Source organism: Geminocystis sp. NIES-3709, from assembly GCF_001548115.1.
In the GTDB taxonomy this organism is placed as follows: Bacteria; Cyanobacteriota; Cyanobacteriia; order Cyanobacteriales; family Cyanobacteriaceae; genus Geminocystis.
The window spans coordinates 2859897-2872841 of record NZ_AP014821.1 but is presented as its reverse complement, the minus strand read 5'-3'; the positions used below and the strand labels follow the sequence as shown (position 1 = coordinate 2872841).

20 protein-coding genes are annotated in these 12945 nt (G+C 37.6%); 1 reads left to right on the top strand and 19 read right to left on the bottom strand.

From position 1 onward, the window contains the following. Positions 1–26: 26 nt before the first annotated feature. The 19 genes from secY to rplC all read right to left on the bottom strand — a co-directional run bounded on the left by secY (position 27) and on the right by rplC (position 10580). Positions 27–1340, bottom strand: coding sequence for a preprotein translocase subunit SecY (gene secY, locus GM3709_RS12210; RefSeq protein ID WP_066119713.1), 1314 nt, complete (start codon positions 1338–1340; stop codon positions 27–29). A 119-nt stretch (positions 1341–1459) separates the two neighbouring features. Continuing rightward, entirely contained in the window at positions 1460–1933 is a 474-nt protein-coding gene (gene rplO, locus GM3709_RS12205; protein WP_066119711.1) for a 50S ribosomal protein L15, read from the bottom strand. A gap of 25 nt (positions 1934–1958) precedes the next feature. Continuing rightward, on the bottom strand, positions 1959–2513 hold the full coding sequence (gene rpsE / locus GM3709_RS12200) for a 30S ribosomal protein S5 (protein WP_066119709.1): 555 nt from the start codon (positions 2511–2513) through the stop codon (positions 1959–1961). A 12-nt stretch (positions 2514–2525) separates the two neighbouring features. Next, a complete protein-coding gene (gene rplR / locus GM3709_RS12195) occupies positions 2526–2894 on the bottom strand; it encodes a 50S ribosomal protein L18 (RefSeq protein WP_066119707.1) in 369 nt (122 codons plus the stop codon). 2 nt (positions 2895–2896) lie between these two features. After that, the gene (gene rplF / locus GM3709_RS12190) at positions 2897–3436 is read right to left on the bottom strand and encodes a 50S ribosomal protein L6 (protein WP_066119705.1); all 540 of its coding nucleotides are present in this window, start codon (positions 3434–3436) and stop codon (positions 2897–2899) included. A gap of 130 nt (positions 3437–3566) precedes the next feature. Then, positions 3567–3968 carry a 30S ribosomal protein S8 gene (rpsH, locus tag GM3709_RS12185; RefSeq protein WP_066119703.1) on the bottom strand — a complete coding sequence of 134 codons (402 nt, stop codon included), beginning with the start codon at positions 3966–3968 and terminating at the stop codon, positions 3567–3569. Positions 3969–3997: 29 nt separating this feature from the next. Further along, complete coding sequence (gene rplE / locus GM3709_RS12180; protein WP_066119701.1) at positions 3998–4540, bottom strand: 50S ribosomal protein L5; 543 nt, start codon at positions 4538–4540, stop codon at positions 3998–4000. A 59-nt stretch (positions 4541–4599) separates the two neighbouring features. After that, positions 4600–4956: a 50S ribosomal protein L24 gene (rplX, locus tag GM3709_RS12175; RefSeq protein ID WP_066119699.1), complete on the bottom strand. Its 357-nt coding sequence runs from the start codon at positions 4954–4956 to the stop codon at positions 4600–4602. 3 nt (positions 4957–4959) lie between these two features. Continuing rightward, positions 4960–5328, bottom strand: coding sequence for a 50S ribosomal protein L14 (rplN, locus tag GM3709_RS12170; RefSeq protein ID WP_066119697.1), 369 nt, complete (start codon positions 5326–5328; stop codon positions 4960–4962). Between the two features lie 51 nt (positions 5329–5379). Beyond that, the gene (rpsQ, locus tag GM3709_RS12165; RefSeq protein ID WP_066119695.1) at positions 5380–5628 is read right to left on the bottom strand and encodes a 30S ribosomal protein S17; all 249 of its coding nucleotides are present in this window, start codon (positions 5626–5628) and stop codon (positions 5380–5382) included. Between the two features lie 14 nt (positions 5629–5642). After that, positions 5643–5861 carry a 50S ribosomal protein L29 gene (rpmC, locus tag GM3709_RS12160; RefSeq protein WP_066119693.1) on the bottom strand — a complete coding sequence of 73 codons (219 nt, stop codon included), beginning with the start codon at positions 5859–5861 and terminating at the stop codon, positions 5643–5645. A 6-nt stretch (positions 5862–5867) separates the two neighbouring features. Next, entirely contained in the window at positions 5868–6284 is a 417-nt protein-coding gene (gene rplP / locus GM3709_RS12155) for a 50S ribosomal protein L16 (protein WP_066119691.1), read from the bottom strand. Between the two features lie 117 nt (positions 6285–6401). Next, positions 6402–7121 (bottom strand): 30S ribosomal protein S3, encoded by a 720-nt coding sequence (gene rpsC / locus GM3709_RS12150; protein WP_066119688.1) that lies wholly within the window; start codon positions 7119–7121, stop codon positions 6402–6404. A 31-nt stretch (positions 7122–7152) separates the two neighbouring features. Continuing rightward, entirely contained in the window at positions 7153–7527 is a 375-nt protein-coding gene (gene rplV, locus GM3709_RS12145) for a 50S ribosomal protein L22 (RefSeq protein ID WP_066119686.1), read from the bottom strand. Positions 7528–7668: 141 nt separating this feature from the next. Further along, entirely contained in the window at positions 7669–7947 is a 279-nt protein-coding gene (gene rpsS / locus GM3709_RS12140) for a 30S ribosomal protein S19 (protein ID WP_066119684.1), read from the bottom strand. 41 nt (positions 7948–7988) lie between these two features. Beyond that, positions 7989–8831, bottom strand: coding sequence for a 50S ribosomal protein L2 (rplB, locus tag GM3709_RS12135; protein WP_066119682.1), 843 nt, complete (start codon positions 8829–8831; stop codon positions 7989–7991). A gap of 54 nt (positions 8832–8885) precedes the next feature. Continuing rightward, entirely contained in the window at positions 8886–9224 is a 339-nt protein-coding gene (locus GM3709_RS12130; protein WP_066119680.1) for a 50S ribosomal protein L23, read from the bottom strand. Then, positions 9214–9852, bottom strand: coding sequence for a 50S ribosomal protein L4 (gene rplD, locus GM3709_RS12125; RefSeq protein ID WP_066119678.1), 639 nt, complete (start codon positions 9850–9852; stop codon positions 9214–9216). Before rplD ends, GM3709_RS12130 begins: the two co-directional genes overlap by 11 nt. A 44-nt stretch (positions 9853–9896) precedes the next feature. Next, on the bottom strand, positions 9897–10580 hold the full coding sequence (gene rplC / locus GM3709_RS12120) for a 50S ribosomal protein L3 (RefSeq protein WP_066119677.1): 684 nt from the start codon (positions 10578–10580) through the stop codon (positions 9897–9899). A 473-nt stretch (positions 10581–11053) separates the two neighbouring features. On the opposite strand from rplC, the gene GM3709_RS12115 reads away from it, so the two are divergent. Next, a complete protein-coding gene (locus GM3709_RS12115) occupies positions 11054–12106 on the top strand; it encodes a mechanosensitive ion channel family protein (protein ID WP_066119675.1) in 1053 nt (350 codons plus the stop codon). The last annotated feature ends 839 nt before the right edge of the window (positions 12107–12945 follow it).

Sequence of the window (12945 nt, the reverse complement as noted above, 5' to 3'; positions counted from 1 at the left end):
AAAATTGTTAACTGTTAATTGATCTATTATTGTTTAACCATGCCTTCGTAACGTTGGGATATGACGTAAGTTTGTACTTGTTTTGCGGTATCAATGGCAACCCCCACAAGAATTAAGAGGGATGTGGCACCGAAACCTTGAAAAGTAGTTACTCCTGTTGCACTCTCCACAAAGGTCGGAACTGTCGCTACAATAGTTAAAAATATTGCCCCCAGTAAGGTTAAACGATTTAAAACCCCTTCTAAATAAGCGATCGTTGCTTTACCCGGACGAATACCAGGAATACTTGTACCCATTTTCTTCAAGTTTTGAGCTATATCTTCAGGATTAGAAATCAAAGAGGCATAGAAATAACTGAAAAAGATAATTAGTACCGAGTAGGTAACTACATACCAGATTGATCCAGGACGTAAAGCAATAGCTATTTGATTTAACACTGCATTAAAAGGGCTTTTTTCGGCAAACCCAGCTACAGAAGAAGGCAAAACCAACACTGCTGAAGCAAAAATAATGGGCATTACACCACCTTGATTAAGTCTCAAGGGTAAGTAACTGGTTCTTTCTCTGTATAATCTGCGTCCGACTTGACGACGGGCAGAAATAATGGGAATTCTGCGAGTGCCTTCTTGGACAAAAACGATACCCACAATCATCACTAAAAATACTAAGATTAAAATAGCTACTTGGGCGATCGCTTGTCTGCCTCCAGTTTGAGCATAGTCGATAGTATTAGCCAGAGTTTGAGGCAAAACAGCAACAATGTTAACGAAAATTAACAAGGATGCACCATTACCTAAACCTCGTTCAGTGATTAATTCCGATACCCACATCACAAACATTGATCCTGCGGTAATGGCTAATACAGTTTCCACAACAAATAGGGGGCTATTATCGAGGGCATAAGGACGCAGAAGACCAACAGTAATCCCAGTACTTTGAATAATTGCCCAACCAAGGGCAACATAACGAGTAATTTGAGCAATTTTGCGCCGTCCAATTTCTCCCTCATTTTTCTGTAAGTCTTCCAAGGCAGGAATAGCAGAAGCTAATAACTGCATAATAATGGAAGCGTTAATATAAGGTAAAATTCCTAGGGCAAAAATACCAACAGTTGCTAAACCCCCTCCAGTAAAGATATTTAAAAATCCTAAAAAAGGAAGATTTTTGACTGCCGCTTCAAATGCGACTCGATCGATTCCGGGTACAGGAATATAAATGCCCAAGCGAATGAGGATTAATAATCCTAAAGTAATTAGCAAACGACTGCGTAACCCTGCGGCTTGCGCCATTTGCATAAAAGTCTCTTGGGCGGTTGGAGTTTTTTCTTTACTAACAACCATGATCTAATTTACTTGTATAAATGGTGAATAAATAATGGGGAATGAGGAATTAGAAATTAGGAATTATCAATTCTGCATTATCCATTCTCAATTCTTCATTCTTAATATCTTGACATTAATTAACCATCATTGCTTTGATCATTTTGAGGTTGAGTAGAGGTAATAGTGCCTCCTGCTGCTTCAATTTTGGCTTGAGCGGATTTACTCCATGCGGCTGCTTTGACATTAAGAGCTACTCCTAGCTCACCGTTACCAAGAATTTTGAGAGGGCCATCATTAGTGGTAACAATACCAACAGCCATCAAAGATTCCATCGTAACCTCAGTATTAGGTGCTAAATCAGCTAATTTCTCCACATTGATAATGGTGAAATATTTACGGTTAATGACGGTAAAGTGTTTTAACTTGGGTACCCGTCTGTAAAGGGGCATTTGTCCCCCTTCAAAACCTGGTTTTGTACCTGTACCCGATCGAGATTTTTGTCCTCTCATCCCAAAACCGCCACTAGCACCCTGTCCAGCAGAAATACCTCTACCGATACGGCGACGACGTTTTTTAGATGTAGGCTTAGGAGATAATTGATGAAGTCTCATAATGATTATGGGATAATAAGATCGCTTATGAATAAATTTGTTCTATAGGAATTTCTCTTTCTTTAGCCACTTGAGAGAAACTGCGAATCTGTTGTAAAGCATTAACAGCAGCTCTGGCATTATTCAAAGGATTATTAGATCCTTGTTGTTTTGCTAAAATATTCTTGATTCCTGCTAATTCCAAGACGGTACGCACAGCACCCCCTGCGATTACCCCAGTACCGGGAGCAGCAGGACGCATAAATACTTTTGCTCCACCAGCTACACCATTGCTAACGTGGGTAATAGAATCAGCTTTGTTGAGATTGATAGTGATGAGGTGTTTTTTCCCGTCAGATACGGCTTTACGTACTGCATTAATAACATCTCCTGCCTTACCAACTCCTACACCGACTTGTCCTTTTTCGTTACCAACAACAACGATCGCACGGAAACTGAGTTTTTTACCACCCTTAACAACTTTGCTAACACGGCGAATCTGGACAACTCTTTCTTGCCAAGCGTTATCTTTTTTCTCTTTGCGTTGTTTTCTTTGTTTCCCGCCTTTGCGTTGTTGTTCTTGTTCTCGTTCTTTTGCCATGATATATTCCTCTTAGAAGTTAAGACCAGATTCACGAGCGGCATCGGCTAAAGCCTTTACTCGTCCATGATAGAGATTTCCACCACGATCGAATACAACTTTATCAATACCCTTAGCTAATGCTCTTTGAGCGACCAATTTGCCTACTTCCGCAGACGCATCACTGTTAGAGGTAGATTTATTAGCGAATTTTTCTTTTAGTTCTTTATCAATAGTAGATGCCGAGACTAAAGTGTTTTGCGATACATCATCAATAACTTGAGCATAAATATGAAGGTTAGAACGGAATACTGCTAACCGAGGACGCTCAGGAGTTCCAGTTACTTTTTTACGAATGCGTAAATGACGACGTTGTACCAGATCTTTACGATTAATGGTCATAATTATTTCTTACCTGATTTACCTACTTTACGTCTTACATATTCCCCAGCGTAACGAATACCTTTTCCTTTATAGACTTCTGGAGGACGAACTGCACGGATTTTGGCAGCAACGTTACCTACTAATTCTTTATCTATACCAGAAATTACAACTTCGGTATTGGTATTAACAGCAACATTAATACCTTGGGGCATTTCCATTTCTACAGGTTTACTGTAACCAACGTTAAGAGTTAGTTTTGATCCTTGAGCTTGAGCTCGATAACCAACCCCTTGGATTTCTAATTTTTTCTCAAAACCTTGACTAACACCATCAACCATGTTAGCTACTAAAGTACGACACAAGCCGTGTCTTTCTCTGGCTTTACGAGAATCGTTCTCCCGGGCGACGAGAAGTTCTTGTCCTTCTTGTAATATGGTAATTAAAGAAGGCAAGTCTCTGGATAAGTTACCTTTTGGACCAGTAACATTTACTTGTTGTCCGTCAATTTTGATTTCTACCTTTGCAGGTATTGTGATAGGACGTTTTCCAATACGAGACATGATTTATTTATAAGTTATAAATTGTTGGATGGTTTGACAATTGACAATTTAAGGTTAAGATTTGACATTTGGACAATTTAAGAATGAATATTTCTATTATCTTTTGCTGTTTGTCTTTTACCTTCAATTGTTACCAGATATAGCAAAGTACTTCGCCACCAATGTTTTGTTTTCTGGCTTCTCGATCGGTCATAATACCGTGAGAAGTAGAAACAATAGCAACTCCTATACCACCTAAAACTCTGGGTAAGTCTTTCTTCTTACTATAGACTCTTAAACCGGGAGTACTTACTCTACGGATATTTTGAATAATCGGCTGACGATTACGCCCCTTATATTTAAGGGAAACTACGATATTTTTGTTGACTCCTTCACCCATTTCCTCGTAACCAGTAATAAACCCTTCACTTTTTAACACTTCTGCAATACTGCGAGTCATGCGAGTGCTAGGGATGTTAACGGTGGAATGGCGTACTGCACAGGCGTTGCGAATACGAGTCAGCATATCTGAAATAGTGTCGTGTGCTGGCATTCTTTGTTCTGTTCCTCTGTTACCTTAATTTATTTGTCACGAAAGGGCATTCCCATCTCTTTGAGTAAAGCCCGTCCTTCTTCATCGGTGTTAGCGGTGGTGATAATAGAAATATCAAAGCCACGAATTTGCTCGATGGTGTCGTAACTGATTTCAGGGAAGATCAATTGTTCTTTTACCCCTAAGCTATAATTGCCTCTGCCATCAAAACTTTTGGGGCTAACGCCTCGGAAGTCACGAATTCGAGGTAATGCAAGGCTAATGAGACGTTCTAAGAAAGAATACATTTTGTCTGATCTTAGAGTCACCATCGCACCAACGGGCATTCCTTGGCGAACTTTAAAACCAGCGATCGCTTTTTTCGCGCGGGTAACAACAGGTTTTTGTCCGGTAATCACAGCTAGTTCACTCAGAGACGACTCCAGTGCTTTAGCATTCTGTGATGCCTCCCCTAATCCTCGGTTAATAACGATTTTGGATACCCTAGGAACTTGGTGAATATTCGTATATCCAAATTGTTCTTTAAGTTTAGGGGTGATAGTTTCTTGGTAATAAGTTTTTAATCTTGACATAGGGAGTGTTTACTAATAGTTATGAAATATCCCGTTAATTCTGAAAAGAAATTGGAAAATTAATCAATAATCTCGCCAGTTTTTTTCAGTTTTCTGACTTTTTTGCCTTCTTCAGTCAAGACATAGCTAATACGACTAGCCACTTTTTCTTTTTCTGAGTACAGCATTACTTTAGAACTATGAATTGGAGCTTCATAAGTACTAATTTGACCACTTTCACCCTCTTGTCTGGGTTTAACGTGTTTAGTTCTGATGTTGACACCCTTAACGATAACTCGACTATCTTTGGGGATTGCTTTGAGGATTTCTCCTACTTTGCCTTTATCTTTACCTGAGATAATTTGCACTGTGTCACCTTTTTTGACGTGCATTTTATATCTATCAGGTCCTTGTTTTTTCTTATTTGCTGATCTCATTGTTTAGAGTACCTCCGGAGCGAGAGAGATAATTTTAGTAAAGTTTTTATCCCGTAATTCACGAGCCACAGGACCAAAAACACGAGTGCCTCTGGGATTGTTATCTTTATTGATAATGACGGCGGCGTTATCGTCAAAACGAATACTCATGCCACTATCACGACGTAAAGATTGCTTCGTGCGTACGATTACTGCCCTTACGATGTCGGACTTTTTCACTGCCATGTTAGGAATTGCATCTTTCACTACAGCAATAATTACGTCTCCGATGCCACCATAGGTACAATTACCAGTAGATAACACCCGTAAGCACATAATCTTACGCGCACCACTGTTATCGGCTACATTTAGGTAACTTTGTTGTTGAATCATTCTAGTTAATTAATTAGTTGATTGGGGAATGAAGGAAACTATAAATCGACCCTAAAGAGCTTTAGAAATAAGGATTTCAGCTAATTCCCAACGTTTAGTTTTGCTGAGAGGACGAGTTTCTCTGATTCTCACACGATCGCCTTCTTTACATTGATTTTCAGGGTCGTGAGCTTTATATTTTTTGGTTTTAACGACAATTTTGCCGTATTTGGGGTGAGGAGAGCGATTTTCGATGGCAACAACGGCGGTTTTATCCATTTTGTTACTTACGACTACGCCTACTCTTTCTTTAACTGCCATATACTGATTACTCCTTATGCTTGAGTAGTGGTAGCGGATCTTGCTCTTTCACCTTGTACTGTTAGGAGTTGAGCGACCCAATGTTTAGTGTGTTTAAACTCATGGGGTTTTTTTAATTGCCCTGTGGTTTGTTGGAGTCTGAGTTGAAATAGCTTTTGTTTCGCAGTGATAATTTCTGCGGCTAGTTCTTCATCATTTAATTTTCTTGCGTCTGCAACTTTAGGAAGTGCCATAGGGACTTAATATTCCTCCGATCGAGTAATAAATTTGGTTTTGATGGGGAGTTTTTGAGCCGCTAAACGCATAGCCTCTCTGGCGGTAGCTTCAGGAATTCCAGCAATCTCAAACATGATTCTGCCTGGTTTAACTACCGCTACCCAAAACTCAGGATTACCTTTTCCAGATCCCATACGAGTTTCAGCAGGACGCATAGTAACGGGTTTATCTGGAAAAATACGAATCCAGATTTTACCGCCTCTACGAACATAACGAGTAATTGCCCGTCTTGCCGCTTCAATTTGACGGGAGGTAATCCAACAAGGTTCGATGGCTTGAAGACCAAAATCTCCAAAACTAATGGTATTACCTCTATAGGCATTACCAGTCATTCTACCCCGATGTTGTTTACGGAATTTCGTTCTTCTTGGACTTAACATAGTTTCTAGTTAATGGTTGTATTAGGTATTAGGTGTTAGGCTTTAGGTGCTAGGTGTTAGGCTTTAGAGTTTGTTCTATTACCTTTTGCCTCTTGCCTTTTGCCTTTTGCCTGTCAACTACTCAGAGCGATCTTCAAATTTTTGACGACGGGGCTTTTTACGTCCCTGTTTAGCCTTGGTATTGGCTCTTAAATCTTCTTCACCGGGGATAATTTCACCCTTGAAGATCCAAACTTTAATACCTAAAATTCCGTAGATAGTACTAGCGGTTTTGTAGGAATAATCAATATCGGCTCTAAGGGTATGGAGAGGCACACGACCTTCACGAATCCACTCAGTACGAGCAATTTCAGCACCATTGAGACGACCACTGACTTGAATTTTGATACCGAGTACTTCAGCTTTTTGAGCTCTTTGGATGGCTTGTCTAACAACTCTACGGAAGGAAACCCGTCTTTCAAGTTGAGAGGTGATAAATTCAGCCATGAGTGGAGCACTAGCATCAACATTAGCTACTTCAATGACATTGACACGAAATTGACGTTGATTTTTGAGCAATGCTTGTAAATCAGTCCGTAATTTTTCGATGCCCTGTCCACCTTTTCCCACTACTACACCCGGTCTAGCTGTATGGATAGAGAGATCTATTTGATCTGCTTTACGATCGATTTTAATTTCAGCAATACTAGCATTACCGAGATTTTTATCAATGTATTGACGAATTTTGTGATCTTCTTGAAGAAGTTGAGGGTAAAATTTCGGATCAGCATACCAACAGGAAGAGTGTTCCTTTGTATAGCCAAGGCGAAAACCAATTGGATGTACTTTTTGTCCCATGTTATTTTTGTTGTTCCTTTTTCATGGTTAACTAGACCGTGGGGGCGACTGCCACAGTAATATGACAAGTGCGTTTACGGATTTGATAAGCACGACCTTGCGCTCTAGGACGAAAACGTTTTAAAGTAGGTCCACCATCGGCAAAGGCAGTACTGATCACTAAAGTAGAGGGATCTAAACCTCCGTTGTGTTCAGCATTTGCTACAGCAGAACGAAGAACCTTGATAATGGGTTCACAAGCACGATAGGGCATAAACTCGAGAATAATTAATGCTTCTCTGTAACTACGCCCCCGAATTTGATCTAAAACCCGTCTCACTTTTGAAGGTGACATTCTAATATAACGGGCGATCGCTTTTACTTCTTGGGAGGTATCAACCTCTGGTTTTTCTTTTGTTTTAGCCATGATTGTTAGGTGAAGTGTGAATTAGGAATTAGGAATTAGGAATTAGGAATTAGAAATTTAAGAATTAGGGAATGAAAATAGTATTTCTCCTGTTCTTCTCTTTTCCTGTTCTTCTCCTCTCCTGTTCTCCTAATTAATCTCTTAGCGTCTTGCTTTTTTGTCACTTTTAGCGTGACCTCGGAAGGTACGAGTAGGAGCAAATTCCCCTAATTTATGACCTACCATTTGTTCGGTAACAAAGATAGGAACGTGTTGACGACCATTATGAACGGCGATAGTATGACCGATCATTTGGGGGATGATAGTGGAAGCACGAGACCAAGTTTTAACCACTTGTTTCTCACCTTTGGTGTTTAATTTCTCAATTTTGGTGAGAAGGCTATCCGCTATAAATGGTCCTTTTTTCAGTGAACGACTCATGAATTTTCCTTATTAATGCGGTTAAAATCTCGAAAGTTGTCTTATTTGCCTTTGTTGGCGTTACGACGACGAACGATATATTTACTACTGAGTTTTTTCTTCTTACGAGTTTTCTTACCTAAAGCAGGTTGTCCCCAAGGAGAAACAGGTCCAGAACGACCGATAGGAGCACGACCTTCACCACCACCATGAGGGTGATCTACAGGGTTCATGGCACTTCCTCTTACATGGGGTCTGATACCTAAATGACGAGTCTTACCAGCTTTTCCGAGTTTGAGGTTTCTGGCTTCGATATTTCCTACCCGTCCGATAGTGGCATAACATTCTTTACGAATCATCCGTACCTCTTTGGAAGGTAGTTTCAGAGTTACATAATTTCCGTCTTTTGCCATTAATTGAGCAAAACCACCAGCGGCACGAACGATTTGACCGCCTTTTCCTTCGGTGAGTTCAATGTTATGAATCTCTGTACCGAGGGGAATTTTTTCCAAAGGTAAAGCATTACCGATTTCGTAAGGTGCTTCCGCACTAGCGATAATAGTAGCTCCTACTTGGATACCTGCTGGAGCGAGAATATATCTTTTTTCGCCGTCTTCATACTGCACAAGAGCAATACGAGCATTACGGTTAGGATCATATTCGATCGCAATTACTTCAGCGTTAATATCTCTTTTATCTCTTTTGAAGTCGATAATACGATAAAGTTTTTTGTGTCCGCCGCCACGGTGACGACTGGTAATTACACCTCTGTTATTACGTCCCTTTTTACGGTGGACATATTTTGTCAGAGACTTTTCCGGAGTGCTTTTTGTGATTTCTGCGAAATCTGAGCTTACCGCTTGTCTTCTGCCTGGTGTATATGGTCTATATGTACGAACACCCATAATTTAATTAATAATTATCAGTTTCTGTGAGCAATTTCCCCAAAATTTAGGAGATTATAATTCAGGGAAAAATGTACTTTGGAGAGAATCTCCTTCGGCGAGGGTTACGATCGCTTTTTTGTATTGAGGTTTATAACCAATACTTTGACCAACACGACGTTTTTTACGGGGTTGATTCATCGTATTGACTTTAACTACCTTTACATCAAATAAACTTTCGATCGCCGCACGAATTTCGGGCTTAGTTGCAGGCTTAACTACTTCAAAGACAAATTTGTTATCTTCCATCATATAAGTTGCCTTTTCGGTAACGATGGGACGGATAACAATATCTGCTAATTCAGCAATGCTTTTTCTGACTTTAGTTGTTTTTCCGTATCTACTATTCGCCACAATAAACCTCCTGTATTTTGGTAATAGCTTCAGAGGTAGCTACAATTTTATCAGCGTATAAAATGTCATAAATATTTAAACAATCATGTTTAAGAAGTTTGACATTGGGTAAGTTACGAACAGATAGGTAAAGATTATCAGAAGAAATATCCGTGACAATTAAGAGTACTTTTTGCTCAGAAGTGACACCCCAACGAGTTAAAGCGGCTACTACTTCTTTAGTTTTAGGCGCACTCAACTGATCTGCAAAATTTTCTACAACAATAAGATCTTCCACACGACTGATAAAAGCGGTTCTTAAAGCTAATCTTCTTTCCTTACGGTTCATTTTGAGGTTGTAATCTTTGGGTTTTGGTCCAAAAATGACACCACCGCCACGCCATAGGGGAGAACGAATAGAACCGGCTCTAGCTCTACCAGTACCTTTCTGCCGCCAAGGTTTACGACCACCACCACGCACTTCTGCTCTAGTTTTTGTGGATGCTGTTCCCTGACGCTGATTATGTAGTTGACGAACTAAGGCACGATGGACAATGTGTTCTGCGTTTTCTACTTTAGCGATCGGCATCTCTAAAGTAGTTTCGCCACTATGTTCTCCTTGCCAATTTTTTACTACACAATTAACCATAATTTTTAAAAATGAAATTTCGTTTATCTTAACTGTGAGTTAAATTACTTTTGACCGACGATTAAGGCGGGAGTAATACTAACTAAGTTGCCTGTTTTGCCCGGAATTGCTCCTTTGATAAGTAACAAGTTACGATCGGAGTCAATTTTTACGACAACTAACTTACGGATTTTAACGTTGGTGTTACCATAACGTCCTGCCATTCTTTTGCCGGGGTAAACACGACCGGGAGTTGTCCCCGCACCTGTTGAACCGGGTAAACGATGGTTTTTAGAACCATGAGTCATATTACCTCTTTTGAAGTTATGACGTTTTTGATAACCAGAAAACCCTCTTCCGATGGTTTTTCCACCTACATCTACTAATGCACCTTCTTCAAACAAGTTTGCTCCGATGGTTTGCCCAATTTCAAATGAACTTACATCGTCTAAACGATATTCTTTGAGATGACGTAAAGCAGGAAGTCCTTTATTACTTAAATGTCCGTCTTCGGGACTGGTTAAGTATTTATTAACTTCTTTAGGCTCTTTGGTGTTTAAGGTACGCTTACGATCGGGTAGATCACTGTATCCGAGTTGAACGGCTGTATAACCGTCAGTTTCTTTGGTTTTTATTTGAGTTACTAGACATGGACCTGCTTGAACTACAGTTACAGGAATTGCATTACCTGTTTCAGGATCAAAGATGGTGGTCATGCCTAGTTTTGTACCGAGTACGCCTAAGCTCACGGGATCTGTCCCTCTAAATTGCTAAACAACACGATTGGTTTCAGGGAAAGAGTTTTCTTTCTGACTGAGATTTGTCTGCACAATAATTAAAGGAGCAAGTAATATAAGTTAGCCTTACTCACTAACTCCCTTGATATCTTATGTTTTTCAGCAGACATTTTAATAACTACTAATCTCAACTTAAAGATTAGTAACAGCCCTAAAAACCTCAACAGACTTAAGATATTGATCTATAATCTTTTTATCTCAGTATCTTTGAGTGGCTAATTTTTGTACTTTTAGTCACAAACAATCATTATATACGATAAAAGAACAATAACGCAATAGGTTGTTGACAATTATTTTTCAAGTTGAAAGGCTATTTTGTATATACAAAAACAACTTTATTGAAATTATTTATTTAGGTTAGAGGAGAAAAAATTTTTTCTTTAGTTTGAAAGCAATACATAGGATATTTATTATTGAGTTTTTTAATGTTGTTATTTAATTGGAATTTTATAGTTAAAAGTTTAGCTCCTATTTTTGTGGTGTTAATCATAGTTTTAATGGGAGTTTTAGTCGAAAATCGGCTTAAAAAATTAAGAGAAAATATTAATACTAATAGTTTATTAAGAAAATATAGCTTTATTTTTGAATGTTTTGATGGCATTATTTTTCTTTGGTCTATTGTAGGCTCGATCGGACTTATTTTACCTACTATTAGTTTACCTTCAGCATTAAATATTTTAATTCAAAAAATATTAATAGTCATTGCTTTAACTGGCGGAACGATTTTAGCTTCTCGTTTAGCGGTAAGTAGCATTCAATTATATGGGAAAAAAAATGAGACGAGTCTTTCTATTACTTCTCTATTTGAATATTTAACTAAAGTTCTAATTTTTAGTATTGGGTTTTTAATTATTATACAGTCGATCGGGATTCAAATTACTGCTTTAATTACTGCTTTTGGTGTAGGTAGTTTATCGATCGGTTTGGCATTTCAAAATACTTTAAGTAATCTAATTTCTGGAATAAATATTATTATTTCTCGGAAAATTCGTCCGGGAGATTATATTAAATTTAAAAATGGAGAAGAAGGTTATGTAATGGATGTAGAATTAAAATATACATTAATTAAAGATATTTATGAGAATATAATTGTTATTCCTAATCGACAAATTATTGATTCTAGTTTCAAAAATTATACTTTATCTAATTCTTCTTTTTTATTACCGATCAAAATAGGTATTAGTTATGATAGTGATTTAGAAAAAGTTGAATTAATAACTTTAGTTATTGCGAAAAAAGTTTTAGCAAATGTTAATGGTGGGGTAAAAAATTTTGAACCTTTTTTAAGGTATGATAAATTTGACTATTATTCAATTAATCTGATAGTTTATCTTAAAATTAATGAGTATTTCGATCGATTTATCATCACCCATGAGTTTATTAAAGAAATTCACAGGGTTTATAAACAAGAAAATATTGTAATGGCATTTCCTATTGTGGTGAATTATAACAATGGGCAATTAATCATCGATAATTAGACTTAAATTCTTTTTAAGAGTAAGGAATAGAAAATAGTATTATGAGCTAAAAAATAAATAAATTTGCCCAACAATAGTCTTACACCATTTATTTTTTGAACATAATGCTTAATTATTAAATAAAAATGACTAACGGTAAAAATTTATCTTTTGTGGGTTATCTTTTCTTTTTCGCCCTCTGTTACAGAAAAAAACAGATAGATTTGTTAATTGTTCAAAGTTTGATGACAAATTGTGCGTAAATTTACAGATATTCCCCCCAAAACCCAAAAGGTTTGTTAACCTAGTGGTCAGGGAAGATTAAGAATAGATTTCACAAAAACCTATGTACTATCGCAGACTTGAGCAAATAATTATGATAAAAAAATATATCTTCTTAATGCCATTTTCTGTGAAATTCATTACAATATCTGAAAGATTTTACTAATAAAACCTCCTAACTAATTATCTATCAGGAAAGTTTTATAGTTCAATTTGTATTTTGGAGCTTAAAACTCACATTACTAGAGAAAACAGTAATTGTTACTCACCGTAACCACTGTTTTTTTAGAAAACGATATATTTTCCTGTCAATCCATAAAATTTGCTAGTTATACGGATTTTTGTCTTGACAATTAGTGAGTATATCAGACTGTTGGCTTCATGGAAAGCAGTCAAATATTTTGACCGTTGATTAGATTGGTCATTTTATCCAGAGTTCAGGGTTTTCCTGAAGAATATCTAGCACAGTAGCACTTTTACTCGATACCGATGATTTTATTGAATTCTACTTATCCTATTTTTTCTATTCATCAGCTAAGATGTATCGAATTAATTAATTTAATGCGTGGAATGATCAA